Source organism: Enterobacter sp. QK-SA4 (genome assembly GCF_056856775.1).
This window is the reverse complement of the sequence record NZ_JBXFXH010000007.1, coordinates 1,281,452-1,307,492: the sequence shown is the minus strand read 5'-3', so window position 1 is coordinate 1,307,492 and position 26,041 is coordinate 1,281,452. Positions and strand designations below refer to the sequence as shown.

The 26,041-nt window shown below is 57.1% G+C and carries 24 protein-coding genes; 15 read left to right on the top strand and 9 right to left on the bottom strand.

Annotated elements, in window-relative coordinates:
* Positions 1-110: 110 nt before the first annotated feature.
* Together AC1VYI_RS07860 and bcp are read left to right on the top strand one after the other, a co-directional pair.
* Positions 111-680, top strand: a complete 570-nt coding sequence (locus AC1VYI_RS07860; protein ID WP_023308758.1) for a glycine cleavage system transcriptional repressor — start codon at positions 111-113, stop codon at positions 678-680.
* On the top strand, positions 680-1,150 hold the full coding sequence (gene bcp / locus AC1VYI_RS07855) for a thioredoxin-dependent thiol peroxidase (protein WP_023308759.1): 471 nt from the start codon (positions 680-682) through the stop codon (positions 1,148-1,150). The genes AC1VYI_RS07860 and bcp overlap by 1 nt, the downstream gene beginning before the upstream one ends.
* A 95-nt stretch (positions 1,151-1,245) precedes the next feature.
* Here bcp and AC1VYI_RS07850 read toward each other — a convergent pair whose 3' ends face one another.
* Positions 1,246-2,310 carry an AI-2E family transporter gene (locus tag AC1VYI_RS07850; protein ID WP_023308760.1) on the bottom strand — a complete coding sequence of 355 codons (1,065 nt, stop codon included), beginning with the start codon at positions 2,308-2,310 and terminating at the stop codon, positions 1,246-1,248.
* A 221-nt stretch (positions 2,311-2,531) separates the two neighbouring features.
* Here AC1VYI_RS07850 and bepA point away from each other — a divergent pair, with 221 nt between their 5' ends.
* Together bepA and arsC are read left to right on the top strand one after the other, a co-directional pair.
* Positions 2,532-3,995: a beta-barrel assembly-enhancing protease gene (gene bepA, locus AC1VYI_RS07845; RefSeq protein ID WP_023308761.1), complete on the top strand. Its 1,464-nt coding sequence runs from the start codon at positions 2,532-2,534 to the stop codon at positions 3,993-3,995.
* 18 nt (positions 3,996-4,013) lie between these two features.
* Positions 4,014-4,370 carry an arsenate reductase (glutaredoxin) gene (gene arsC / locus AC1VYI_RS07840; RefSeq protein WP_023308762.1) on the top strand — a complete coding sequence of 119 codons (357 nt, stop codon included), beginning with the start codon at positions 4,014-4,016 and terminating at the stop codon, positions 4,368-4,370.
* Here arsC and AC1VYI_RS07835 read toward each other — a convergent pair.
* On the bottom strand, positions 4,367-5,191 hold the full coding sequence (locus tag AC1VYI_RS07835; RefSeq protein WP_134867292.1) for a helix-turn-helix domain-containing protein: 825 nt from the start codon (positions 5,189-5,191) through the stop codon (positions 4,367-4,369). The genes arsC and AC1VYI_RS07835 overlap by 4 nt on opposite strands.
* Positions 5,192-5,337: 146 nt before the next feature.
* On the opposite strand from AC1VYI_RS07835, the gene celB reads away from it, so the two are divergent.
* Genes celB through AC1VYI_RS07820 form a run of 3 tightly spaced genes read left to right on the top strand, consistent with a single transcriptional unit; the run spans position 5,338 to position 9,038 of the window.
* Positions 5,338-6,657, top strand: coding sequence for a PTS cellobiose transporter subunit IIC (gene celB / locus AC1VYI_RS07830; RefSeq protein ID WP_045399719.1), 1,320 nt, complete (start codon positions 5,338-5,340; stop codon positions 6,655-6,657).
* Between the two features lie 3 nt (positions 6,658-6,660).
* Complete coding sequence (locus AC1VYI_RS07825; protein WP_047744109.1) at positions 6,661-7,617, top strand: glycosylasparaginase; 957 nt, start codon at positions 6,661-6,663, stop codon at positions 7,615-7,617.
* Positions 7,617-9,038, top strand: coding sequence for a leucyl aminopeptidase family protein (locus AC1VYI_RS07820; RefSeq protein ID WP_226484558.1), 1,422 nt, complete (start codon positions 7,617-7,619; stop codon positions 9,036-9,038). Before AC1VYI_RS07825 ends, AC1VYI_RS07820 begins: the two co-directional genes overlap by 1 nt.
* A 44-nt stretch (positions 9,039-9,082) precedes the next feature.
* Here the strand turns inward: AC1VYI_RS07820 and AC1VYI_RS07815 are convergent, their stop codons facing one another.
* The 4 genes from AC1VYI_RS07815 to AC1VYI_RS07800 all read right to left on the bottom strand — a co-directional run bounded on the left by AC1VYI_RS07815 (position 9,083) and on the right by AC1VYI_RS07800 (position 13,468).
* Entirely contained in the window at positions 9,083-9,784 is a 702-nt protein-coding gene (locus AC1VYI_RS07815; protein WP_211438414.1) for a DnaA inactivator Hda, read from the bottom strand.
* 96 nt (positions 9,785-9,880) lie between these two features.
* On the bottom strand, positions 9,881-11,170 hold the full coding sequence (gene uraA / locus AC1VYI_RS07810) for a uracil permease (protein ID WP_023308768.1): 1,290 nt from the start codon (positions 11,168-11,170) through the stop codon (positions 9,881-9,883).
* Between the two features lie 83 nt (positions 11,171-11,253).
* Entirely contained in the window at positions 11,254-11,880 is a 627-nt protein-coding gene (gene upp, locus AC1VYI_RS07805; protein WP_023308769.1) for a uracil phosphoribosyltransferase, read from the bottom strand.
* Between the two features lie 157 nt (positions 11,881-12,037).
* The gene (locus AC1VYI_RS07800; RefSeq protein ID WP_134867291.1) at positions 12,038-13,468 is read right to left on the bottom strand and encodes a 6-phospho-beta-glucosidase; all 1,431 of its coding nucleotides are present in this window, start codon (positions 13,466-13,468) and stop codon (positions 12,038-12,040) included.
* A gap of 266 nt (positions 13,469-13,734) precedes the next feature.
* On the opposite strand from AC1VYI_RS07800, the gene purM reads away from it, so the two are divergent.
* The 4 genes from purM to ppx all read left to right on the top strand — a co-directional run bounded on the left by purM (position 13,735) and on the right by ppx (position 19,220).
* Entirely contained in the window at positions 13,735-14,772 is a 1,038-nt protein-coding gene (gene purM, locus AC1VYI_RS07795) for a phosphoribosylformylglycinamidine cyclo-ligase (RefSeq protein WP_008501643.1), read from the top strand.
* The gene (purN, locus tag AC1VYI_RS07790; RefSeq protein ID WP_023308771.1) at positions 14,769-15,410 is read left to right on the top strand and encodes a phosphoribosylglycinamide formyltransferase; all 642 of its coding nucleotides are present in this window, start codon (positions 14,769-14,771) and stop codon (positions 15,408-15,410) included. The genes purM and purN overlap by 4 nt, the downstream gene beginning before the upstream one ends.
* 207 nt (positions 15,411-15,617) lie before the next feature.
* Positions 15,618-17,678, top strand: coding sequence for a polyphosphate kinase 1 (ppk1, locus tag AC1VYI_RS07785; protein WP_032643595.1), 2,061 nt, complete (start codon positions 15,618-15,620; stop codon positions 17,676-17,678).
* Positions 17,679-17,681: 3 nt separating this feature from the next.
* Positions 17,682-19,220 (top strand): exopolyphosphatase, encoded by a 1,539-nt coding sequence (ppx, locus tag AC1VYI_RS07780; protein ID WP_023308773.1) that lies wholly within the window; start codon positions 17,682-17,684, stop codon positions 19,218-19,220.
* A gap of 4 nt (positions 19,221-19,224) precedes the next feature.
* Here ppx and AC1VYI_RS07775 read toward each other — a convergent pair whose 3' ends face one another.
* Positions 19,225-21,465 carry an EAL domain-containing protein gene (locus tag AC1VYI_RS07775; RefSeq protein WP_134867289.1) on the bottom strand — a complete coding sequence of 747 codons (2,241 nt, stop codon included), beginning with the start codon at positions 21,463-21,465 and terminating at the stop codon, positions 19,225-19,227.
* A gap of 370 nt (positions 21,466-21,835) precedes the next feature.
* Here AC1VYI_RS07775 and AC1VYI_RS07770 point away from each other — a divergent pair, with 370 nt between their 5' ends.
* The gene (locus AC1VYI_RS07770) at positions 21,836-22,006 is read left to right on the top strand and encodes a YfgG family protein (protein ID WP_023308775.1); all 171 of its coding nucleotides are present in this window, start codon (positions 21,836-21,838) and stop codon (positions 22,004-22,006) included.
* On the opposite strand, the gene AC1VYI_RS07765 is transcribed toward AC1VYI_RS07770, so the two are convergent.
* Positions 22,003-22,893 carry a LysR family transcriptional regulator gene (locus AC1VYI_RS07765; protein WP_134867288.1) on the bottom strand — a complete coding sequence of 297 codons (891 nt, stop codon included), beginning with the start codon at positions 22,891-22,893 and terminating at the stop codon, positions 22,003-22,005. The genes AC1VYI_RS07770 and AC1VYI_RS07765 overlap by 4 nt on opposite strands.
* Before the next feature lie 97 nt (positions 22,894-22,990).
* On the opposite strand from AC1VYI_RS07765, the gene AC1VYI_RS07760 reads away from it, so the two are divergent.
* From AC1VYI_RS07760 to AC1VYI_RS07750, 3 genes are read left to right on the top strand one after another with little or no spacing between them, the layout of a single operon-like run.
* Positions 22,991-24,220 (top strand): MFS transporter, encoded by a 1,230-nt coding sequence (locus tag AC1VYI_RS07760; RefSeq protein WP_134867287.1) that lies wholly within the window; start codon positions 22,991-22,993, stop codon positions 24,218-24,220.
* Positions 24,221-24,270: 50 nt separating this feature from the next.
* On the top strand, positions 24,271-24,738 hold the full coding sequence (locus tag AC1VYI_RS07755; protein WP_134867286.1) for a DUF6130 family protein: 468 nt from the start codon (positions 24,271-24,273) through the stop codon (positions 24,736-24,738).
* An 11-nt stretch (positions 24,739-24,749) separates the two neighbouring features.
* On the top strand, positions 24,750-25,493 hold the full coding sequence (locus AC1VYI_RS07750; RefSeq protein ID WP_134867285.1) for an alpha/beta fold hydrolase: 744 nt from the start codon (positions 24,750-24,752) through the stop codon (positions 25,491-25,493).
* 10 nt (positions 25,494-25,503) lie between these two features.
* Here AC1VYI_RS07750 and AC1VYI_RS07745 read toward each other — a convergent pair whose 3' ends face one another.
* The gene (locus tag AC1VYI_RS07745) at positions 25,504-25,947 is read right to left on the bottom strand and encodes a winged helix-turn-helix transcriptional regulator (protein ID WP_045355326.1); all 444 of its coding nucleotides are present in this window, start codon (positions 25,945-25,947) and stop codon (positions 25,504-25,506) included.
* Positions 25,948-26,041: the final 94 nt, after the last annotated feature.

The following is a 26,041-nucleotide window of genomic DNA, read 5'->3' as shown; positions in this document are numbered from 1 at the left end:
ACGTTTGGAACTGTAATAAAAGCAAGCGACCTGAGGCTCTCAGGCGGTTGTATGCATGTTTTTTTTATGCTTTCCTTAGGAAGACTTAACCATGCAAAGGAAGAACAGGTTTGACAACCTCATCACAACATTACCTGGTTATCACTGCGCTGGGTGCCGACAGGCCGGGTATCGTGAACACCATCACCCGTCACGTAAGCAGCTGCGGCTGTAATATCGAAGACAGCCGTCTGGCGATGCTTGGCGAAGAGTTCACATTTATTATGTTGCTTTCCGGGACATGGAACGCCATTACGTTGATTGAATCGACCCTGCCGCTGAAAGGGGCCGAACTGGATTTGCTGATTGTCATGAAGCGCACCACCGCGCGTCCGCGTCCGGCACTGCCTTCTACCGTCTGGGTACAGGTTGAAGTGCCTGATTCTCCGCATCTGATTGAGCGTTTCACGGCGCTTTTTGACAGTCACCAGATGAATATTGCCGAACTGGTATCCCGTACGCAGACAAGCGATGACCATGGTCTTCCGGTGCTGTTTATTCAAATTACCGCGCACAGCCCTGCCTCACAGGATGCGTCAAATATCGAGCAAGCGTTCAAAGCCCTCTGTACAGAATTAAACGCGCAGGGCAGTATAAGCGTCGTCAATTATTCGCAGCACGAACAGGATGGAGTTGAGTAATGAACCCACTGAAAGCCGGTGACATCGCACCGAAATTTAGCTTACCGGATCAAGACGGCGAGCAAGTAAATTTGACCGACTTCCAGGGACAGCGTGTTCTGGTCTATTTCTACCCGAAAGCCATGACCCCCGGCTGCACCGTACAGGCCTGCGGCTTACGCGACAACATGGACGACTTGAAAAAAGTCGGCGTGGAAGTGCTGGGTATCAGCACGGATAAACCAGAAAAGCTGTCACGATTTGCTGAAAAAGAGCTGCTGAACTTCACGCTGCTTTCTGATGAAGACCATCAGGTATGCGAGCAGTTCGGCGTCTGGGGCGAGAAGACGTTTATGGGTAAAACCTACGACGGCATTCACCGTATCAGCTTCCTGATTGACGCCGACGGTAAAGTTGAACATGTGTTTGACGACTTCAAAACCAGCAACCACCACGACGTGGTGTTGAACTGGCTGAAAGAGAACGCCTGATAAACAGCAAAACGGCAACCCAGGTTGCCGTTTTTAGTGTTTTCCCCCTCTTCCATAGGAGAGGGTCGGAGTGAGAGCATCGGGCCGCACAAAAACTACTTCTCTTCCACCGCCGGCACATCCGGCCACGCGTGGACCACGGCTTTAATCAGCGTCGCCAGCGGAATCGCAAAGAACACGCCCCAGAATCCCCACAGCCCGCCGAAAATCACCACGGATAAGATAATCACCAGCGGATGCAGGTTCACCGCTTCGGAGAACAGCACTGGCACCAGCAGGTTACCGTCCAGGCCCTGAATAATCAGGTACACCGCAAAGCAGCTCCAGAACTCTGTCCCCAGCCCAAACTGGAACAGCGCGACCCCAACAACCGGGATGGTCACTACAAACGCGCCGATGTACGGGATCAGGACCGACAGCCCCACCAGCACCGCCAGCAGCAGCGAGTAGTTCAGGCCAAAAATCAGGAAGCCAATCCAGGTGGCTACCCCCACGACAATCATCTCCAGCACCTTGCCGCGAATGTAGTTGGTGATCTGCTGGTTCATCTCTTCCCAGACCTGCCCTGCCAGCCCGCGGTTACGCGGCAGAATACGGCGTACGGCATTGAGCATCTGATCTTTATCCTTCACGAGGAAGAAGACCATTAGCGGCACGAGCACAAGGTAAACCGCGAGCGTGAGCAGACCGACCAGCGAGGCCAGAGAGTACTTCACCACCGAATCGCCCATCGTCATGATGCGGGCGCGCATATTTTCGGCCATCGCGTCGATAATCCCGGCATCCATCAGGGCCGGGTAACGGCGCGGCAGCGTGGCGGCGAAATCAGACAGCTTGTTCAGCATACCTGGCATGTCGCGGATCAGGTTAATTCCCTGCTGCCAGGCAACCGGCATCACCACAAAGGCCATCAACAGCAGGATGCCGACAAACAGCACCAGCACGATGCTGGTCGCCCAGCGCCGGGAACAGCCAATGTGCTCCAGGCGCACCGTTGGCCACTCCAGCAGGTACGCCAGCACAATCGCCACCAGCAGGGGAGCGAGCAGGCCGCTGAAGAAGAACAGAATACCGAACCCGGCAACCAGAATAACCAACAAAGCAATGGCTTCCGGGTCGCTGAACCGACGCCGGTACCACTGCATTAACATTTCGAGCATACAACCCTTCCCTGAATCGAATGGCGGGAGTGAGACGGTGAATTGTATCTAACTGTCACAAAAAAGACTTTCGCTTTTTGTATCCCGATCGCAATCCGCAAAAGCCTGATGAATGGGATTTTCTTCATGCTGTAACACGGCTACACTCGCAGAGCAGCAGAGATGAACGTTATGCCGGTTCATCGGTCAAATTAGCACATCCAACATACAGGACAGTGGTTATGTTCAGGCAGTTGAGAAAAACACTGGTTGCAACACTGATTGCCGCGGTGACGGTCGGTCAGGTGTTGCCCGCTTTTGCTGACTCGTCCGATTCATTGCCGGACATGGGCACCACAGCAGGAAGCACGCTCTCTATTGGGCAAGAGATGCAAATGGGGGATTACTATGTTCGCCAGCTGCGCGGCAGCGCCCCGCTGATTAACGACCCTTTGCTGGTACAGTACATTAACGGGCTGGGGATGCGTCTGGTTTCGCACGCCGACTCGGTAAAAACGCCCTTCCACTTCTATTTAATCAATAATGACGAAATCAACGCCTTCGCCTTCTTTGGCGGTAACGTGGTGCTGCATTCGGCGTTATTCCGTTACTCTGACAACGAAAGCCAGCTGGCCTCGGTAATGGCGCACGAAATTTCGCACGTCACCCAGCGCCACCTGGCGCGCGCCATGGAAGACCAGAAACGTAACGCCCCCCTCACCTGGGTGGGCGCGCTGGGCTCTATTCTGCTGGCGATGGCCAGCCCGCAGGCCGGGATGGCGGCCCTGACCGGTACGCTGGCGGGAACGCGCCAGGGGATGATCAGCTTTACCCAGCAAAACGAACAGGAAGCGGACCGCATCGGGATTCAGGTGCTGCAGCGCTCGGGCTTTGACCCGCAGGCCATGCCGAGCTTCCTCGAAAAACTGCTCGATCAGGCGCGTTACTCTTCCCGTCCGCCGGAAATTCTGTTGACCCACCCGCTGCCGGAAAGCCGCCTGTCGGACGCCCGTAACCGTGCCAACCAGATGCGTCCGGTGGTGGTTCAGTCTTCGCAGGATTTCTACATGGCGAAAGTGAGAACGCTTGGGATGTACAATTCCGGGCGTAACCAGCTCACCAGCGACCTGCTGGATACCCTGGCGAAAGGCAACGTGCGTGAGAAAAACGCCGCGCAGTATGGTCAGGCGCTCCAGGCGATGGAAGCCAGCAAATACGACGAGGCGCGCAAAGCGCTGCAACCGCTTCTGGCTGCCGACCCGAACAACCCGTGGTACCTCGATCTGTCGACGGATATCGATCTGGGCCAGAAGAAAACGGCCGATGCGATTAACCGTCTGAAGGGGGCGAAAGACGTCCGTACCAACCCGGTGCTGCAGCTTAACCTGGCGAACGCTTACTTACAGGGCGGTCAGCCTGGCGAAGCGGCGACCATTCTGAACCGCTATACCTTTAACAATAAAGACGATCAAAACGGCTGGGATTTGCTCGCTCAGGCGCAAGCCCAGCTCGGCAACCGCGATCAGGAGCTGGCGGCGCGTGCCGAAGGTTTTGCCCTGGTGGGCCGCCTCGATCAGGCGATTTCCGCGCTCAGCAGCGCCAGCTCGCAGGTCAAGCTCGGCAGCCTCCAGCAGGCCCGTTACGACGCGCGTATCGATCAGCTGCGCGGCCTGCAGCAGCGCTTTAAGCCGTACGAGAAGATGTAATAAAGGAGAATTCACGTCATGACAGACGCCGTAAAAATTTATCACAACCCTCGCTGCTCCAAGAGCCGCGATACCCTGAGCCTGCTGAAGTCTAACGGCGTTGAGCCGGAAGTGGTGCTGTACCTCGACACCCCACCTGACGCGCAAACCCTCCGCCAGCTGCTGCACATGCTGGGAATGGGCAGTGCAAGAGAGCTGATGCGCCAGAAAGAAGATCTGTATAAGTCGCTTAACCTGGATGACAGCCGTCTCACCGAGGCTGAGCTGATCCAGGCGATGGTTGAAAATCCAAAGCTGATTGAGCGCCCGATTGTGGTGGCGAACGGCCAGGCGCGCATTGGACGCCCGCCGGAAGACGTGCTCGAGATCCTCTAGTTCTTATGCCGCAGCGCTTCCAGAAAGGCCTGCGGCGTACTCTCTCCCAGCTTTTTCTGCGCTTTTCCGCGGTTGTAAAATTTGCACAGCTGGATCAACAGCTCGCCTGCCGGTTCACTGCTCAGACGCGGGATGATTTCACATAGCGGCAGAGCAACCTGAACGGCGCGGTACTGCTGCGGATGCGCTGTCACGGTGGTATTACGCTCCTCAAGCTTCACCTCAAAACCAAAAGTCTCAACAGATTGAATATCAGCCGGACAGGCTGCCAGCGCGTCGTTCGCCCAGTGGGCCAGCAGCTGCGGAGAAATGCCCGCGTACAGCCGGGCGTAGCACCAGCCGCTCACGGGTTCACGCGCCCACAGCAGATGCTGTTCCCCGCCATCGTCCATATGCAGCGACAGAGGCTGATGATGTAACAGGAGTTTTTGCGGCACGATGCCTGCCTTCAGCGCCTTTTTCCCCTGCAACGTCGCGCCCTTCTGCTTTACCGAAGCCGGTTTGAGATAGCGATTCAGGGTCGCGCGGGACACGGCGATCCCGAGTCCGCTATTGACCATCTGCAGCAGTTCGTCCAGCGGGGCGCCAGTGATATCCCGTAGGGCATTGACCAGCGCAACCTGCTCCTGTCTCAATGCTTTGTGTATCACTTTTGGCGTCGTATGGTTATCCGAAACCTGCTCGCGGTTGCGCCAGCGCCTGACGGTAGTGACCGAAATACCCAGCTCGGTAGCAAGCTCTCTGTCGCTTTTATCTGACTGCTGAAGATAGCGACGGATGCGCGGCGTCGTGGTGGCATTAGCATGCAGTTTAATTTCCATCGCAGGATCCTCAAAACTAATCTTATGAGATTTATATTACACCAGCGATTGCTTTGTGACCGATTTCACCTTTCGCTCGCCACGCTTCACTGATAATCCCCAGACATAACACAAACAACACCCCTCAATCTTGTACGGAGTTCACAATGAACAATGTTCTGGGATTTCTTGAAGCAAAACTGATGCCGCTGGCGGCCAAAACGGCCCAGCAGCGCCATCTCGGGGCCATTCGCGGCGCCTACGTGTCATTCATGCCGTTTATCATCGTCGGCTCTATTCTGCTGGTGATCTCGTCGTTCCCGAATCAAGCCTATCAGCAGTTTATGTCTCAGGCCTTTGGTGAGAGCTGGAGCGCCATCATAGAAATCCCGTTCAACGCGGTGTTCTCCACCATGTCGCTGTTCATCAGCTTCCTGGTCGCCTTCCGCCTGGCGGAACACTACGGTGAAGACCGCATCTCCTGCGGTATCCTGGCGCTGGTCGCCTTTCTCATCCTGACACCCTTTATCAAAGTGGCGGAAAACGGCGGTATCACCGTCATTCCGGTGGAGTGGATTGGCAGCAAAGGGCTGTTCGTGGCGATGATCGGTTCCCTGCTGTGGACGGAGCTGTTCTGCTGGCTCAAGCGCAAAAAGCTGGTGATCAAAATGCCGGACGGCGTGCCTCCGGCGGTGCAGGAGTCGTTCGCCGCGCTGATCCCGGCCCTGCTGGTGATGATTCTGGTACTGGGTATCCGCATCGTGTTTGAAAACACCCACTACAACACCATCCACCAGTTTATTTACGAAGTGGTTGCCACGCCGGTGCGCCACTACGGCACCTCTTACTTTGGCGCGCTGATGACGGTGTTCAGCATCACCATTCTGTGGTCAGTGGGCATTAACTCCGGCTCGATGATCAACGGCATCATTCGCCCACTGTGGATGGAGAACCAGACCGACAACATCGCCGCGATTCAGGCAGGCGCGACGCCGCCGCACATTATTACTGAACAGTTTTTTGACATGATCTGGATGGGCGGCGCGGGGGCCACGCTGTCGCTGGTGATTGCGATGCTGATTTTCGCCCGCAGCAAAAACATGCGTGAAGTGGCGCGCCTCGGCGCCGGGGCATCGGTGTTTAACATCAACGAACCGATCCTGTTTGGCCTGCCGGTGATCATGAACCCGATCATGCTCATCCCGTTCAACCTGGTGCCGCTGGTGCTGGTCACCGTGCAGTATGCGGCGATGAAGATTGGCGCGGTTGCCGTCACCACCGGGGTGTTTATTCCCTGGACGCTGCCGCCGGTCATCAGCGGCTTTATCGTTACCGGACACCTGAGCGGCAGCGTCATGCAGCTTATCAACCTGCTGATTGGCGCCATGCTGTATCTGCCTTTTATGCGTATCGTGGACAAACAGTACCGCGCGGCGGAAATGGCCACCGTTACGCAAACCGACACCACCCTTGCAAAACAGGAGTAAAGCATGTGGGGAATTATCGCGACCTGGAGAATGGCGCTTGAAGGCGTTACGGAGTCTGCGTCAGCGCTGGCTGCGGGTAAACCGGTCTCTGCAGCGGTGGTGGATGCAGTCGCCGCCGTCGAAGACTTTCCGTTTTATAAATCCGTCGGCTACGGCGGGCTGCCCACCGAAAATGGCGAGGTGGAGCTGGACGCCGCCTACATGGACGGCGATACGCTGGCGTTTGGCGCCGTGGGCAACCTGGTGGATATCGCCAACCCGGTGCGCGTGGCGCATGCGTTAAGCCGCCAGCGCTACAACAGCCTGCTTGTCGGCCAGGGCGCGCGGGAATGGGCGCTGAGCCAGGGCTTCGCCGACAAAACCATGCTCACTGACCGCGCCATGCAGCACTACCGCAAGCGCTGCCGCGAGACGCTGGATAAGGGCTTAAGCCCTTACGACGGGCATGACACCGTCGGCATTATCGGACTCGATAAACAAGGGTCAATGAGCGTCGCCACCTCCACCAGCGGCCTGTTCATGAAGAAACGTGGTCGACTCGGGGATTCGCCCATTATTGGTTCCGGCTTTTACTGCGACAGTGAAACCGGCGCCGCCACCGCCACGGGAGTCGGTGAAGATCTGATGAAAGGCTGCACCAGCTACGAAATTGTCCGCCGAATGGCGCAGGGTATGACGCCGCAGCAGGCGGCGGATTCAGTGGTGTTCGAGCTGGAAGACAAGCTGATGTCGCGCTTTGGCCGTGCGGGCGATCTTTCCGTGGTGTGCATGAACAAGAGAGGCGAGTTCGGGGCCGCCACCAACATCAAAACGTTCTCGTTTGTGGTGGCGACGGCTCGCCAGCCCCTCACCGTTTTTCGTACCGAACGCCTGCGGGAGAAAACGCATTATTACGCCGTAGACGATGAGTGGATGCAGGCCTATGCCGCGCGGATCCGCGCGCCGATTGAGGAATCATGATGATTACGTATCAGTTTATCAACGCGCTTTCTGACGCTGCTCCGCAAAGCCATTTGATTGCGTCCGCCTCCTGTACGCATTTGCCCGAAACGGCGCTTGTCGCGGAAATGCGCGAGTCTGCCAGCATCGCTGACACCCGCTTTGGCTGCGCCCCGTTTGCCCGGATCACCCTGCTGCCGGATGCCCTCTGGCAGGATAGCCTGACCGAAGGATTGCTGACGGCGCTGCGCCCGCTGCTGGCCTCGCCCGTCAGCCCCGAGCTGATACTGGACGTTACTGCTATCGACGATGTGGTGCTGGCGCAGGTGCTGCGCTTTCTCTTTAATCAGGCGCACAGGCTGAGCGACCTGAAGCTGAAGAAAACGGATGAATCGGCGGTGCGACTTGCGAACATCACCGCCCTCTGCCTGCCGGAACAGCAGGCAAAACTGGAGGGTGTTTTCCGCCAGCAGCAGGCCATCGCCCACGGCATGGTCGCGGCGCGACGTCTGGCGGATATCCCGTCCGACCGATGCACGCCGCAGTTTGTGGTGGAAGAGGCGCAAAGGCACTGTGCCGCCTTCCCCGCCCTGCGCTGCGAAGTGCTGAACGAAAAGGCTATTGCTGAGCAGGGTCTGGGGCTGCTGCAGGCCGTTGGCAAAGGGGCGACCTGTCCGCCGCGCCTGCTGGCTATTCATTATGACGGCGTCAACGACGGCCCGGTGCGCTGCTATGTGGGTAAAGGCATTACCTTCGATACCGGTGGCCTGTGGCTGAAAGAAGGCGCGGGCATGTACACCATGAAATACGACATGTGCGGTGCGGCTAACGTGCTGGGCCTGATGCTGACCGTGGCAGAGCTGGGGTTACCCGTGCGCATCATGGGCGTGCTGGCGCTGGCAGAAAACGCCATCGGCCCCGACGCCATGCAGCCCGGCACGGTGGCGACGGCCTGCAACGGCATCACGGTTGAAATCAACAACACCGATGCCGAAGGCCGACTGGTGCTGGCGGACGCCATCGCCTGGGCCAGCCAGCGCCATCCGCAGGCGCGCTATATTATTGATATGGCGACCTTAACCGGCGCGGTCGTGAAGGCGCTGGGGTATGAATTGAGCGGATTAATGACGCAGGATGAACCGCTGCGCGCGGCGCTGACGCTGGCGGGTAAGCAGAGCGGCGATGAAGTGTGGTCCCTGCCGCTGGATGCGCGGCTGAAAAAACAGACCGACAGCGCCATCGCCGATCTGTGCAACACGCCGACCAACAATGCGGCGATCAGCGCCTCGGCAGCGTGGCTGCTGCACCACTTTTGCCCGCCGACGATCCCGTGGGCGCATCTGGATATCAGCGGTACGGCGCTGTGGCGAGAAAACGGACGTAGCGTGGCGTCGGGAAGACCAATTCCGCTTTTGGTTGAGCACTTGCTGGGGGATGTCTAATTTTCGTAGGCCCGGTAAGACGCAGCCGCCACCGGGCAAAAAACTCAAAGCTTAAGAATATCTTTCACGAACGGAATGGTCAGCTTGCGCTGGGCGGTAATGGAGGCGCGATCGAGCTGATCGAGCGTGTCAAACAGCGTGCGCATTTCGCGATCCAGCCGCTTGAGCAGGAAGCGCCCCACGTCCTCCGGCAGCTCAAACCCGCGCTGCTTTGCGCGCAGCTGTAACGCCTGAAGCTTATCTTCATCCGACAGCGGCTGAAGCTTGTAGATTTGCCCCCAGTCCAGACGAGACGCCAGGTCCGGCAGCCCCAGATTGAGCTGTCTCGGCGGACGATCGCCGGTGATCAGCAGCCGGGTTTTGCCCGACTCCAGAATGCGGTTGTAGAGGTTAAAGATCGCCATTTCCCACGGCTCGTCCCCCGCCACGCATTCGATATTATCGATGCAGACCAGCGAGAGATGTTCCATTCCCTCCAGCACCTCAGGTACGAACCAGGTGCGTTTATCCAGCGGCACGTAGCCTACCGCATCTCCGCGCGCGGAAAGCTCCGCGCAGGCGGCATGCAGCAGGTGGCTGCGCCCCGCGCCTTCGCGTGACCAGATATAGATGTATCCGCTGTGATCCTGGCGCAGCACGTTTTGCAGTGCAGCCAGTAAAGAGGGGTTATCACCCGGCCAGAAACTCGCGAAAGTTTCGTCGTCAGGGAGATAGAGTGGCAGAGAGAGCTGTGCCGGTCCGTTCAGAAATACCTCAACCAGAGATCCTACGTAAAATCGGAATGGAGTTTAACACGGAACCTGCAAGGAGAGAACCGGGCGATCCCTCGCCCGGTAATACGATCAATGTGACGCTTTTTCGCTGTCGTCCGCGTCCAGAATTTCCTCTTCCGGGCGGATGACCGAGATCAGCTTGAAGATCAGGCTCAGGCCCACGCCGACGATGGTCGCCAGCGCCATGCCCTTCAGCTCGGCCGCACCAATGTGCACCTTCGCGCCGCTCACGCCGATGATCAGGATAACGGAGGTCAGGATCAGGTTTTGCGCCTTGCTGTAATCCACTTTGGATTCAATCAGCACGCGAATACCGGAGGCGCCGATCACGCCGTACAGCAGCAGAGAAACGCCGCCCATTACCGGTACCGGAATGATCTGAATCGCTGCCGCCAGTTTACCGACGCAGGAGAGCAGAATGGCGATGATCGCCGCGCCGCCGATAACCCAGGTACTGTAGACGCGGGTAATCGCCATCACGCCGATGTTCTCGCCGTAGGTAGTGTTTGGCGTCGAGCCGAAGAAACCGGAGATGATGGTGGAGAAACCGTTCGCAAACATGGAGCGGTGCAGACCCGGGTCGCGGATTAAATCGCGCTTAACGATGTTCGCCGTCACCACCAGGTGACCGACGTGCTCCGCAATCACCACCAGCGCCGCAGGCAGAATGGTGAAAATAGCAAACCATTCAAAGCGTGGCGTATAGAAGGTTGGCAGCGCGAACCAGTGGGCCTGAGCGATCGGGGTGGTATCCACCACGCCCATCGCGAAGGAGAGCGCATAGCCCGCCAGCACGCCGATCAGGATCGGGATAATCGCCATGAAGCCGCGGAACAGCACGGAGCCAAACACCGTTACGCCCAGCGTTACCAGCGAGATGATAATGGTTTTGGAATCCGGTGACTGACCGTCAGCAGGCAGCAGACCGGCCATATTCGCCGCGACGCCCGCCAGCTCAAGACCGATGACGGCAACGATTGCGCCCATCGCCGCAGGCGGGAACATCACGTCCAGCCAGCCGGTACCGGCTTTCTTCACAATGAAGGACACCACGCAGAACAGGACGCCACACATGATAAAGCCGCCCAGCGCGACTTCATAACCCAGCGGCAGCAGCAGCAACACCGGCGAGATAAAGGCGAAGCTCGACCCGAGATACGCCGGGATTTTGCCTTTACAGATAAAGAGGTACAGAAGCGTACCAATGCCGTTGAACAGCAGCACGGTGGCCGGGTTAATGTGGAACAGGATTGGCACCAGCACGGTTGCGCCAAACATGGCGAACAGGTGCTGCAAACTAAGCGGGATAGTCTGTAAAAGCGGCGGTCTTTCACTCACCCCGATAGCACGGCGCGTCATAGTGTTTTCCTCTGTGTAGTATTGTTGGTGTTTTATTCAAAAAAAAGCCGACTATCAAAGTCGGCTTATTTATCGTTATTCGATTATTTCGTACCAAAGATCTTATCGCCGGCATCGCCGAGCCCCGGGATGATGTACCCGTGCTCGTTCAGCCCCTGGTCGATAGAGGCGGTATACAGCTCAACGTCCGGGTGCGCTTTTTCCAGCGCCGCGATCCCTTCCGGAGCAGCAACCAATACCAGCACCTTAATGCTGTTACAGCCCGCGTTTTTCAGCAGGTCGATGGTGGCGATCATAGAGCCACCGGTCGCGAGCATTGGGTCAACCACCAGCGCCATACGCTCGTCGATGTTAGACACCAGCTTCTGGAAGTAAGGAACAGGCTCAAGGGTTTCTTCGTTACGGTAGATACCCACCACGCTGATACGCGCGCTTGGCACGTGCTCCAGCACGCCTTCCATCATGCCGAGACCGGCACGCAGGATTGGCACCACGGTAATTTTCTTACCTTTGATCTGCTCAACCTGCACCGGGCCGTTCCAGCCTTCGATGGTGACTTTTTCTGTTTCCAGATCAGAGGTCGCTTCGTAGGTCAGCAGGCTGCCGACTTCAGATGCCAGTTCGCGAAAACGCTTCGTGCTGATGTCATGCTCACGCATCAGGCCCAACTTGTGTTTAACGAGTGGGTGTTTCACTTCCACAATCTTCATTCTCTTTCTCCTCTGAGGTGGCGTCCGCAAAAAATCGCGGGATTATACCGCTTTTTTCAGATTAGGCCATACCCATGTTGCTTGACAGGGATCAAGCAAAGACAAAAAAGCCGGAGACTGGGCTCCGGCTTTTTTGCGGGGTTCTGCCGGGTGGCGCTTAGAGCTGCTCTCCGTTGCTGGCAATCACCTGCTTATACCAGTCGAACGATTTCTTTTTACTGCGGTTCAGCGTGCCGTTGCCTTCATTGTCTTTATCCACAAAGATAAAGCCGTAGCGCTTTTTCATTTCGCCCGTGCCGGCAGACACCAGGTCGATACAGCCCCAGGGGGTGTAGCCCATCAGATCCACGCCATCTTCCACCACCGCTTTTTTCATCTCGCGGATGTGGGCGGCCAGATAATCAATACGGTACTGGTCGTTCACCGTGCCGTCGCTCTCCTGCGCGTCGATCGCGCCAAAGCCGTTCTCAACGATAAACAGCGGCAGCTGGTAGTGATCCCAGAACCAGTTCAGGGAGTAGCGCAGCCCGACCGGGTCAATCTGCCAGCCCCAGTCGGATTTCTGGACGTACGGGTTAGAGACCAGGCTCTTGCTTTCGTCGTAATCCAGCTGCGGGTTGTCCGCCGTCGCCTTGGTGGCGAAGGACATGTAGTAGCTGAAGCCGATGTAATCGACGCAGCCCTGCTTCAGCGCGGCTTTATCCTCTTCGGTTATATCCAGCGCGAAGCCGCGACGTTCGAAGTAGTTGAGCAGGTGCTGCGGGTACCTGCCGCGCACGTGCACGTCGGTGAACCAGTAGCGGCGATGCATGGCGTTCATCGCCATCATCATATCGTCCGGCGCACAGGTCAGCGGGTAGATAGGACACATGGCAATCATGCAGCCAATCTGCAGCGACGGGTTAATCTCGCGCCCCGCCTTCACCGCCAGGGCGCTGGCCACCAGCTCATAGTGCGCCGCCTGGAACATCACCGGTTCACGGTCTTCACCCGGCGCGTACTTCAGCCCGGAGTTCGTAAACGGCGCAAAGTCTTCGTGGAAGTTAGCCTGGTTGTTGATTTCGTTGAAGGTCATCCAGTACTTCACCTTATGCTGGTAGCGCTGGAAAACCACTTTTGCAAAACGAACGAAGAAGTCGATCAGCTTACGGTTGCGCCAGCCGCCGTATTCGGTGACCAGATGGAAAGGCATCTCGAAGTGAGACAGGGTGATAACCGGTTCGATGCCGTACTTCAGGCATTCGTCGAACAGATCGTCATAGAATTTCAGGCCAGCCTCGTTAGGCTCAAGCTCGTCGCCTTTCGGGAAGATCCGCGTCCAGGCAATAGAGGTGCGGAAGCATTTGAACCCCATCTCGGCAAAGAGTCTGATGTCTTCTTTATAGCGGTGGTAGAAATCAATGGCTTCATGGTTAGGGTAATTTTTCCCCTCCAGCACGCCGTTGGTGATTTCACGCGGCACGCCGTGCGCCCCCGCGGTCATGACATCGGCAACGCTCACGCCCTTGCCGCCCTCTTTCCAGCCGCCTTCCAGCTGGTGCGCCGCAACGGCCCCGCCCCACAGAAAATCTGCTTTAAATCCTGACATTCGCTTTCCCTCATTCTGCGTTATTTTCTGCAAAAACAATTACAGAAACCGGTTTCAGTTCGATGATGTGCAAAGGGCATAGCTGTTGCAAGCAGTTCTCAGAAACCGGTTTCATTTTCGTGAACAGAGTCAAGTTTGGCTGCATTCATAAGGCACACAGAAAAAAAGATCCCCACCTCCAGAATAGGCTCGCAAACGTTTGCCTGGACTGTTAGAATTGCGCCGATTTTTCTTACTAGCTATGCAATCGCGTGGGGATTTAAGCCGTGACCAACAAAACTTCTCTCAGCTACAAAGATGCCGGTGTTGATATTGACGCAGGTAATGCGCTGGTTGACCGAATCAAAGGTGTGGTGAAAAAAACCCGCCGCCCGGAAGTGATGGGTGGTCTGGGTGGATTCGGCGCACTGTGCGCGCTGCCGCAAAAATATCGTGAACCTGTTCTGGTCTCGGGTACTGACGGTGTAGGCACCAAACTGCGCCTGGCGATGGATTTAAAACGTCACGACACGATCGGTATCGATTTGGTCGCGATGTGCGTGAATGACCTGGTGGTACAGGGCGCAGAGCCGTTGTTCTTCCTCGATTACTACGCGACCGGCAAACTGGACGTGGATACCGCTGCCAGCGTGATTAACGGTATCGCCGAAGGCTGTCTGCAGTCCGGCTGTGCGCTTGTCGGTGGTGAAACCGCGGAAATGCCGGGCATGTATCACGGCGAAGATTATGACGTCGCGGGCTTCTGCGTCGGCGTAGTAGAAAAATCAGAAATTATCGACGGCAGCAAAGTGGCCGATGGCGATGTGCTGATCGCGCTGGCCTCCAGCGGCCCGCACTCCAACGGCTACTCCCTGGTGCGTAAAATCCTCGAAGTGAGCGGCTGTGACCCGCTGACGACCGAGCTTGACGGCAAACCGCTGGCTGACCATCTGCTGGCGCCGACCCGCATCTACGTGAAAAACGTGCTTGAGCTTATCGAGAACGTCGACGTTCACGCTATCGCTCACCTGACCGGCGGCGGCTTCTGGGAAAACATCCCGCGCGTCCTGCCGGACAACACCCAGGCGGTGATCGACGAATCGTCATGGCAGTGGCCAGCCGTGTTTAACTGGCTGCAGACCGCGGGCAACGTGAGCTCTCACGAAATGTACCGCACCTTTAACTGCGGCGTGGGCATGGTTATCGCCCTGCCGGCAAGCGAAGCGGATAAAGCGGTTAAGCTGCTGACTGAAAAAGGTGAAAACGCGTGGAAAATCGGTACGATTAAAGCTTCCGATTCCGAACAGCGTGTGGTCATTGAATGAAAAACATCGTGGTGCTCATTTCCGGCAACGGAAGCAATTTGCAGGCCATCATAGACGCCTGCAAGCAGAAGAAAATCAATGGCACCATTCGGGCAGTTTTCAGCAACAAGGCCGACGCGTTCGGCCTTGAGCGCGCGCGGGAAGCGAACATTCCCGCGCACGCGCTGGAAGCCAGCCAGTTCGCCGGGCGTGAAGCCTTTGACCGCGAGCTGGTGCATGAGATTGATGCCTACGCGCCGGACGTGGTCGTGCTGGCGGGCTATATGCGTATTCTGAGCCCGGCCTTCGTCGAACACTTCGCCGGTCGTCTGCTGAATATCCACCCTTCCCTGCTGCCAAAATATCCCGGCCTGCATACCCATCGTCAGGTTCTGGAAAACGGCGATGAGGAGCACGGTACCTCCGTGCATTTCGTTACCGACGAGCTGGACGGCGGTCCGGTGATCCTGCAGGCGAAAGTTCCGGTCTTTGACGGCGACAGCGAAGAAGACGTGACCGAACGCGTGCAGACCCAGGAACACGCCATTTACCCGCTGGTGGTCAGCTGGTTTGTCGACGGGCGTCTCGAGATGCGCGACGGTGCAGCCTGGCTGGACGGCGTGAAGTTACCCCCGCAGGGTTATGCGGCCGAAGAGTAGTTTGTTATGTCGGGTGGCGCTGCTGCGCTTACCCGACCTGTACATTGCATTACCCGATATCCCCTTCTCCAACCTTCTAAAATCCCCAACAAAAAAAATAACTGTCATACTTTTCTGGCACTGTTGGACATATCGTGGAATTGCTCGCCATAATAAGGACGAGACGGATTTACCACGTCCTGTGATTGAACTGGAGTGTGAGCTGTAATGGGTCAGGAAAAGTTATATATCGAGAAAGAGCTAAGCTGGTTAGCATTCAACGAACGTGTACTCCAGGAAGCGGCAGACAAAAGTAACCCGCTTATCGAGCGCATGCGTTTTTTGGGCATTTATTCCAACAACCTGGATGAGTTCTACAAGGTTCGCTTTGCCGAGCTGAAAAGACGCATCATCATCAGCGAAGAACAGGGCTTAAACTCGCACTCGCGGCATCTGCTGGGCAAAATCCAGTCCCGCGTGCTGAAAGCCGATCAGGAATTTGACGGCCTGTATAACGAACTGCTGCTGGAGATGGCGCGCAATCAAATCTTCCTGATTAACGAACGCCAGCTTTCCGTTAACCAACAAAACTGGCTGCGCCACTACTTCAAACACTACCTGCGCCAGCACATTACCCCGATTCTCATCAACCGCGAAACCGATCTGGTTCAGTTCCTGAAAGATGATTACACCTACCTGGCGGTGGAAATTATTCGCGGTGAGTCTATCCGTTACGCGCTGCTGGAGATCCCGTCCGACAAGGTGCCCCGTTTTGTGAACCTGCCGCCGGAAACCCCGCGCAGACGCAAGCCGATGATCCTGCTGGACAACATCCTGCGCTACTGCCTGGACGACATCTTCAAAGGCTTCTTCGATTACGATGCGTTAAACGCCTATTCGATGAAGATGACCCGTGACGCCGAATATGACCTGGTGCACGAGATGGAAGCCAGCCTGATGGAGCTGATGTCCTCCAGCCTGAAACAGCGCCTGACGGCCGAGCCGGTGCGCTTTGTCTATCAGCGCGATATGCCGGACGCCATGGTGGAGATGCTGCGCGATAAACTGACCATTTCGCGCTATGACTCCATCGTGCCGGGCGGTCGTTACCACAACTTTAAAGACTTTATTGGCTTCCCGAACGTCGGCAAAGCCAATCTGGTGAACAAGCCGCTGCCGCGCCTGCGCCACCTGTGGTTCGATAAATTCCGCAACGGATTCGACGCCATTCGCGAACGCGACGTGCTGCTTTACTATCCGTATCACACGTTTGAGCACGTGCTCGAACTGCTGCGTCAGGCCTCGTTCGATCCGAGCGTGCTGGCGATCAAAATCAACATCTACCGCGTGGCAAAAGATTCCCGCATCATCGACGCGATGATCCACGCGGCGCACAACGCCAAAAAAGTCACCGTGGTGGTTGAGCTGCAGGCGCGCTTCGACGAAGAGGCCAACATTCACTGGGCGCGCCGTCTGACGGAAGCCGGTGTGCACGTCATCTTCTCCGCGCCGGGGCTGAAAATTCACGCCAAGCTGTTCCTGATTTCCCGTAAAGAGGGTGACGATGTAGTGCGCTATGCCCACATCGGTACCGGGAACTTTAACGAGAAAACGGCGCGAATTTATACCGACTACTCGCTCTTAACCGCCGACGCCCGCATTACTAACGAAGTGCGCCGGGTCTTTAACTTTATCGAAAACCCGTACCGTCCGGTGAGCTTTGACTATCTGCTGGTCTCGCCGCAGAACTCGCGCCGCCTGCTGTACGATATGATCGATAAAGAGATCGCCAATGCCCAAAAAGGGCTGTCGTCCGGCATCACGCTGAAGCTTAACAACCTGGTCGACAAAGGGCTGGTGGACAGGCTGTACGCGGCGTCCAGCTCAGGCGTGCCGGTTAACCTGCTGATCCGCGGCATGTGCTCGCTGATCCCGGAACTGGAAGGCATCAGCGACAATATTCGTGTGATCAGCATTGTTGACCGTTACCTGGAACACGATCGGATCTATATTTTTGATAATGCGGGTGATAAACAGGTCTATCTCTCTTCGGCAGACTGGATGACGCGCAATATTGACTACCGTATTGAAGTCGCGGCACCGCTGCTGGATCCGCGTCTGAAGCAGCAGATCCTCGACATCATCGAGATTCTGTTCAGCGATACCGTGAAAGCACGCTATATCGACAAAGAACTCAGTAACCGCTATGTGCCGCGCGGCAACCGCCGCAAAGTGCGGTCGCAACTGGCGATTTACGACTATATCAAATCACTCGAGCAACCCGATTAACCTATGCCGATAAATGATAAGACCCCACGCCCGCAGGAATTCGCCGCGGTCGATCTTGGCTCTAACAGTTTCCACATGGTCATCGCCCGTGAGGTGGATGGCGCGTTGCAGATCATCGGTCGTCTGAAGCAGCGCGTACACCTGGCGGATGGTCTTGATGAACGCAGCATGCTCAGCGAAGAGGCGATGGAGCGCGGGTTAAACTGCCTGTCGCTGTTTGCTGAGCGCCTGCAGGGCTTCTCGCCCTCCAGCGTGTGCATCGTGGGCACTCATACCCTGCGCCAGGCCCTGAACGCCCCGGAGTTCCTTAAGCGGGCAGAAAAAGTGATCCCCTACCCGATTGAGATCATCTCCGGCAACGAGGAAGCGCGTCTGATTTTCATGGGCGTTGAGCACACCCAGCCGGAAAAAGGCCGCAAGCTGGTTATCGATATCGGCGGTGGCTCAACGGAGCTGGTGATCGGCGAAGACTTTGAGCCGCGCCTGGTGGAAAGCCGCCGTATGGGCTGCGTCAGCTTCGCGCAGATGTATTTCCCGGGCGGCACCATCACCCGCGAGAACTTCCAGCGCGCGCGTATGGCGGCTGTCCAGAAGCTGGAAAACCTGGCCTGGCAGTACCGTATTCAGGGCTGGAACGTGGCGCTGGGCGCGTCGGGCACCATCAAGGCGGCGCATGAAGTGCTGCTGGCGATGGGTGAAAAAGACGGGTTTATCACGCCCGAACGCCTGACGTTGCTGACCGAAGAAGTGCTGAAGCATAAAAGTTTTGACGCCTTAAGCCTGCCGGGTCTTTCCGACGAGCGCAAGGCGGTCTTCGTGCCGGGGCTGGCTATTCTCTGCGGCGTGTTTGATGCCCTCGCCATAAAAGAGCTGCGTCTGTCGGACGGCGCGCTGCGTGAAGGCGTGCTGTATGAGATGGAAGGCCGCTTCCGCCATCAGGATATTCGCAGCCGCACCGCGCAAAGCCTGGCCAACCAGTACAACATCGACCGTGAACAGGCGAAGCGCGTGCTGGACACCACGGTACAGATGTATGAACAGTGGCAGGAGCAAAATCCTAAGCTGGCGCACCCGCAGCTTGCCGCGCTGTTGAAATGGGCCGCGATGCTGCACGAGGTGGGGCTGAACATCAACCACAGCGGGATGCACCGCCATTCGGCCTATATTCTGCAAAACAGCGATCTGCCTGGCTTCAACCAGGAGCAGCAAACCATGATGGCGACCCTGGTGCGTTATCACCGCAAAGCCATCAAGCTCGACGACCTGCCGCGCTTTACGCTGTTCAAGAAAAAACAGTTCCTGCCGCTTATTCAGCTCCTGCGCCTTGGCGTATTGCTCAATAACCAGCGTCAGGCGACAACCACGCCGCCCACGCTGAAGCTTAAAACCGACGACCATCACTGGACGCTGAGCTTCCCGCACGACTGGTTCAGCCAGAACGCGCTGGTCCTGCTGGACCTGGAAAAAGAGCAGCAGTACTGGGAAGCGGTCACCGGCTGGCTGCTTAAGATTGAAGAAGAGAGCGCTGACGTCGCCGCGTAACGGTTCAGGCGTCCGCGCAGGACGCCTCTGCTTCCGGCAGTGACTCAAGCGGCACCGGTCTGCCAATCAGATAGCCCTGCACATAATCGATGCCTAGCGCGTGAACCGCGCTACGTATCTCTTCGGTTTCAACATACTCCGCCACCACCAGCATCTTTTTCATGCGCGCCAGATGGCAGATAGACGCCACAATCTGATAATCCAGACTGTTATTGACGATATTGCGAATAAAGCTGCCGTCAATCTTGAGAATATCCGCATCCACGCTTTTCAGCCGCGCATAGCTCGCATAGCCGGTGCCAAAATCATCAATCGCAATACGTACCCCCATTTTCTGTAGCTGCCGGAGGATGTGTTGCGCCTGCTCCGCATTGCAAAAGGTGCTGCACTCCGTCACTTCAAAGATTAGCTGCCACGGCTCAATGGCGTATTTCGCCAGCAGGCGACTCACTTCAAGCGGAAACTGCACCCGACACACGGTCGACGGGGCCAGATTAATGGCAAAGCGCTGGCCGGGCAGTCTTTCGCGATGCGCGGCGAGAAAGCGCAGGGTGTGCTCGAGCACCCACAAATCTACCCGAGAAGAGAGACCAAACTCCTGTGCCACGGGCAGGAACTGGTCGGGGGAGATCAATAGCCCGTTGATATCCGGCATCCGGAGCAGGACTTCGTGATAGCAATCGCCACGCATGCCGCGAACGGGTTGAACCAGCAGGGTGAATTCGTCGTTATCAAGCGCCTTTTGCAGGCGGCTCATCATCGCGACTTTATCCTTCAGGTTGCGCTGCAAATGGACGGCACCCCGCTGCTGAAGGTTTTCCGGATGGTTGGAGGAGAGCGACAGGTCGGCAACCACACCCAGCTCGCCCAGCACCAGATAAAGATGGTTAACCGGGGACCGGACATAGCAATAGCTCACGCCCACCTGCGGCTGCAGCGGCATGCCGTCCCAGACAAAGCGGAACTGCTTGATATGCTCGTCCAGGGCTTCAATCCGCTGCTGGTGCGATTCCGCGTTGAGCCGTACCGCCAGGTCATACCCGGTCAGGTGATACACCAGCTCATTGGGCTGGAGAATGCCATTCACCCACTGCGCCAGCTGCTGCTTGTACTGAATCCGCAGCAACACGCCGTAATTTCGGCCCAGAATTTCCAGCTCCGGAATGCGCAGCAGGCAGAGCGCCGACCACGGGTTTTTCGCCAGATCGCGCGACAGCGCCCGCAGGTTAGGCATATGGACGACCGGGTCGAGCAGCGCCAGCCTGCGGGAGCGTTTGTTCGCCGCGCGCTGCCGTGTTGCCAGCATCGACATATAAATCACCACGAAGGAGAAGACCAGGTAACTGGAAGAGGTGATCGCCAGCTGAATGTCATACCCCGGATTTACCGGGATATAGCGATAAAAATAGTGAATTGACACCAGCAGTATCGGCGTCCAGATAAGCGAAATCAGCTTATAGCCAAAACGCATCGCGCCCCAGAGCATCACCGGCATCAGCAGGGAAAGAGTGTAGTTGGTGGTGAAAATGGAGCTGTTCTCATTCATCGGAATCAGCAGCAGCGAAAGCAGCACGCCAAGCGCGATAGCCCACACCAGCAACTCAACGACCGTCACCTTTTTGTCTATCTCGGAACGGATCTGCGAGAGAAGGCTTTTGATATAGCGCGGATGTCGAAGCAGGCGGATCAGCAGATAGCTCAGCGGCACGCCCGTTAGCCCGCTGACCAGCAGCGTCTGATAGTTGATGAGCGTGCGAATATTGAGGGGATTTAATCCCGCAAGGCTCTGACGGCTCTCATACACGCCTAAATACACCGCAAACTGAAACAGCACCAGAAATAGCGTCGCGGGGCAGAACGCCTGCCAGAAGATGCGCTGCGCCATCAGCCGCACGTCGCCGTACGCGGTCATATTCCGTCTGGGCGCAAACACCCGGTAGCCACCCCAGCTGAGCACTAAAGGGACGACAAAATGGAGGATCCCCGCGACGGTTTCAAACATCCCGACCGACGGGTAATAGCGGATAAACAGCGATAATACGATCCCGGGCAGCGCTTCCAGGCCAAAGAACATCATCAGCGAAAGCAAAAATGAGAGGGGTAAATAATAGAGTGCCGCAATGCCGTCGCCCAGCTGCGTGAATGTATTCGCGATGCTCAGCACGGGAAGTAAAACCACAGGCAAAATAAGCGGTAATGCCCACCAGCGGTTTTCATTTTTTTTCAGGAAAGCCAGAATGTTCATAGATGCCCGGTTAAACCCCTTTCGCTCCAGAGGGAAAATAAAGACAGGCATCCAACCTGACGTACGCGCCGCCCGGCGTCGTGCGGGGCGAACAGTATGGAGGAAGGATTTTAAATATCAGGGCCGGGAAGCCGTTGACTTAAATCAAACTACTTTACGCAAATAACTTTTTGCGGCATTTTTTTGAAATTATTTTCTTCATATTATCAATATGGTAAATGCATTAATTAATTTCAATAACATTAATCAATGTAAACATTGACGGTTATTTACACACTTCAGAATTGACCCCATCTTCCCGCTGTGCCTTAATATCCTTGTCGCCCAAAAGGGCTTATCCAGGAAAAACAGAGTGAGTCAGGTCACGCGTATGCGAAAACGACATCAATTTAATACCCGAATGACCCGCATCATACTGCTCATCAGCTTCCTGTTTTTCTTTGGCCGCTTCGTTTACTCTTCAATTGGCGCCTGGTACCACCATCAGGACAAAACCCAGTCGCAGCAATCCAGCCTGACCGTCGACACCACCGATCGCTAAACAGCCGCAGGATGTTGCACGAGCCGAATAATGGCCGCGATCCCTTTGCTGAGGATTTTATCCTGCCGCATGACCACCGCCAGCTGCCGCTGGAGCATGGGCGTAAGCGACATCACGCATAGCCCTTCGCGATCGGCATCCTGTTCGACCGCCATTCGCGGCACAATACTGTAGCCCAGCCCCGCGCGAACCATGCGTTTGATCGCCTCGATGCTGCCAAACTGCATCACCGGTGCGATCGCTAATCCATTAGCCGCAAACCAGCCATCGATCAGCGCCCGGGTACCGCTGCCTGATTCAAAGGCAATCAGCGGCTGAGCGTGCAGCGCCTCCGGGGTAAAGTCCCTGAAAGCATCCTGCTGCTCCCGCGACGCGATAAAGACAAACTCTTCGTCCATCACCGGCATGACGTCCAGCGCTCTGCCGCTCACCGGCAGCGTCACCAGCCCCATATCGAGCCGGTTCTCTTCGATGGCCCTGACGATGTCGAGGGTGTTGCCCGTCGTCACCCCCACGCTCAGGAGCGGATAGTCCTGGCGCAGCTTCTCCAGCAGCGGGGGCAGAAAATGGATGCAGGCCGTTGCCCCCGTGCCAAGCGTAATGGTGCCGCTCACATCGTGGCTGAATGCGCTCACGGACCGAATGGCGGCATCCACCGCCTGCTGAATACGCTCCCCATGCGCCAGCAACGCTTCTCCGGCAGGAGTCGCCTTTATCCCTCGCCCGGTACGCTCCACCAGCCGCGTTTGCAGAAATTGCTCCAGCTGGCGTATTTGCAGGCTGACGGCGGGCTGGGAAATACCCAGCACATCCGCTGCCGCTGAAAAGCTGCCGCGCTGGATCACCAGACGGAACGTGGCGAGATAGCCCAGATTAAGCGTTGTCATTCAAAGTTTCTCTTATACCGCGCATAAGGTTGCTGCCCTGCCAGCACAATAGCGCGCGAGTTATGCTCAGGACAACTGCATAACGGAATGAAAAACAATGGAAACACCCGCCCTGCCACGCCGCCTCGCCCTCACGGCGGGATGTAATCAGCTTATCAACTGGGGGATCTCGTTTTATATGCCCGGCACCTTTGCAATGGCGATTTCAGCCGACCGGGGATGGTCATCACCGCAAATTTACCTCGGCCTGACGCTGGCGATGCTGGTGATGGCGGCGGTTTCTCCGTTTGTCGCCCGCCTGCTGGCACGCTTTGGCGGTCAGAAAGTGGTGATGAGCGGCACGTTGCTGATCGCCGCAAGCTGCGCAGGGATGGCGTATACCCAGACGCTTTTTGGCTGGTACTGCGCCTGGCTTATCGGCGGCACAGGGATGCGCCTGTCGCTGTACGACGCGCTGTTCGCCGCGCTGGTAAACCTCTACGGGCAGCAGGCGCGAAGAACGATCTCACGCGTCACGCTGGCGGGCGGGCTGGCCTCCGCCGTTTTCTGGCCGCTGGGTGATGCCCTGCTTCAGGTCATGAGCTGGCAGGAGGCGCTGCGCGTCTATGCTCTCTTCGGCCTGCTGAGCGCGATGCTGATTCGAACGCTTCCCCGGCAAAGGCTGACGGTGACGACAAAGGTCACCGCGCCGCCGCTGAACAACGAGCGGCATAACGCCTGGCTTTATGCTGCCTTCATTGCCCTCATCACCTTTGTCTCTAACGGCACATCCACCCATCTGCCGGAGTTTATTGCCCACTTTGGCCTGCCGGTCGCCATCGGCATGCTGTGGGGGATCGGCCAGACGGGCGCCCGCTCGCTGGAAGTGCTGGCGGGTGCCCGCTTAACCCCCTTCAAACTCACGCTTTTTACCGCGATCGCCATGCCGCTCTGCTTTCTACTGGGGATAAGCAGCGCCCTGTTTATGTGGTGTGCAGCCGGGTTTGTGCTGGGCTACGGCGCCATCAACGGGCTGGTCACCATCGTAAAAGCCACCCTGCCGCTGGAGCTGTTTAGCACCGAAAGCTATGCCCGCCGCACGGGGATGCTGCTGATCCCAGGCCAGCTAATGGCGGCAGCCTCACCGTTTGCCTATGCGTGGCTGAATAAAACCCTGGGGATCGCGGGTGCAATGTGGGTTTCAACGGGGCTGACGCTGGTGATTGCCGGGCTGGCGATAGCGATTGTGCGCCGTCCACGCAGGCAAACTGTATCGCACTGTATCCAGAGCGCCACGCTGACAAACGGGTACAAAACGCCGCCTCCGGCAAATATCTCCGATACATAAAAATGTTTTTCTTTCCCTGTCGCCATTCAGAACCGATGAGGAGAGAACCCATGATTCGTCGTTATGCACTTATCCCCCTGCTTGTCCTGGCATCTGTAGCCCATGCCCGGGCCACACCGCTGGACAGCCTGAGCGCCGCGGACGTGAACGGCCCCGCCGCCGTTGCGCCGCTGGCGCAGCCGCAGCCGCCCGCAAAGCTGATAGTCGATCCCCCGCTTGTCGGGCCGCTGAGCAAAGGCGCGGTGTTTATTCAGTACCGTGCCGAAAACCTGCGCATCGAGCCGGTATTCGGCCCCGAAGCGCTCAAGGTTACCCCGCGCATCGGGCACATTCACGTGGTGGTGGATGACGCGCCGTGGCACTGGGCTGACGCCAGCGGAGAGCCGCTGATCCTGGTGGGGCTTCCCGCCGGTAAACACAAGGTGACAATTATTCTGGCCGACCCGACGCACAAGCCGCTCGACCACAAAACCGTTGAATTCACCGTCCCGCCCCACGCGGCGGTCCACCATTTTTAAGGAGTCTGAAGATGAAAGCACTGTCTGTAGTGACGGCAGGCCTGCTGGCGCTTTCCGCCAGCGCCTTTGCACAGAGTAAAACCAGCGTGGTGCTGGTCCACGGCGCGTTTGCCGACGGCAGCAGCTGGAATAAGGTGATTACCCTGCTGCAGAAACAGCACGCCGAGGTCATTGCCGTCCAGCTCCCGCTCACGTCGCTTAAGGATGACGTTGCGGCCACGCGGCGGGCCATCGCCCGCGCCGAGGGTGACGTGGTGCTGGTGGGCCACTCCTGGGGCGGCACCGTGATTAGCGAGGCGGGCAACGATGCGCGGGTAAAATCGCTGGTGTACGTGGCGGCGTTCGCGCCGGATTCCGGCCAGTCGACGGCGGATCTGGCAGGAAGCTTCCCTGCCCCGCCGGGCAGCGCGGGCATTGCTAAATCGGCGGACGGCTATTTATACCTGCCGACAGGAGCCGTCAGAAAGGACTTCGCGCCTGACGTGAAGCCAGCCATTCAATATAAGATTGCGGCCACGCAGGGGCCGATTAAGGCCGAGGCGTTTGGTGAAAAGGTCGCCCACGCGGCGTGGCATGATAAACCGAGCTGGTATGTGGTCAGCAAGAATGACCGTATGATCAACCCCGATCTTGAACGGGCAATGGCGAAGACGATCCATGCGAAAACCGCCGAGGTGGCGGCAAGCCACGTGTCGATGGTCAGCCAGCCGCAGATCGTTGCCCGGACGATTGAGCAGGCGATAAGCAGTAATTAACCGGAGTGACTCATTCGATCTTCTGCACTTCCGTATCCACCGGCAGCAGCGCAGTGCCGTCATGCGCTGCTGGCGCCATAAAGGGAACCGGCCTGCCCGTCCGCCTGTCAATCAGCAGCGAGTGACGCTCGCCCTGCGCAAACAGATTTTGCTCTCCCCACTGACGCAGCGCCACGATCACGGGGAAAAGACGTTCGCCTTTGTCGGTCAGAACATATTCCTGATAAGCCGTGCCGTCCGATGCTCCCTGTAACGTCAGGATTTCCGCCTCAACCAGCTTGCGAAGCCGGTCAGAAAGGATGTTGCGCGCCACCCCAAGGCTGCGCTGAAAATCCCCAAAGCGCGTCATGCCGTCAAACGCATTACGCACAATAAGAAGCGACCAGCGATCCCCGAGCAGGTCAACGCTGCGGGCAACGGGACAATATTCCTCTTTTACCGTATTTCGGGACATCACCTGTTTTCCTCGCAAAGGCCACCCTATAACTAGTTGCATTTTAAAACTGCTTAGCCTAGCATTCAACCAGTTTCATTTTAAAACCAGGTTA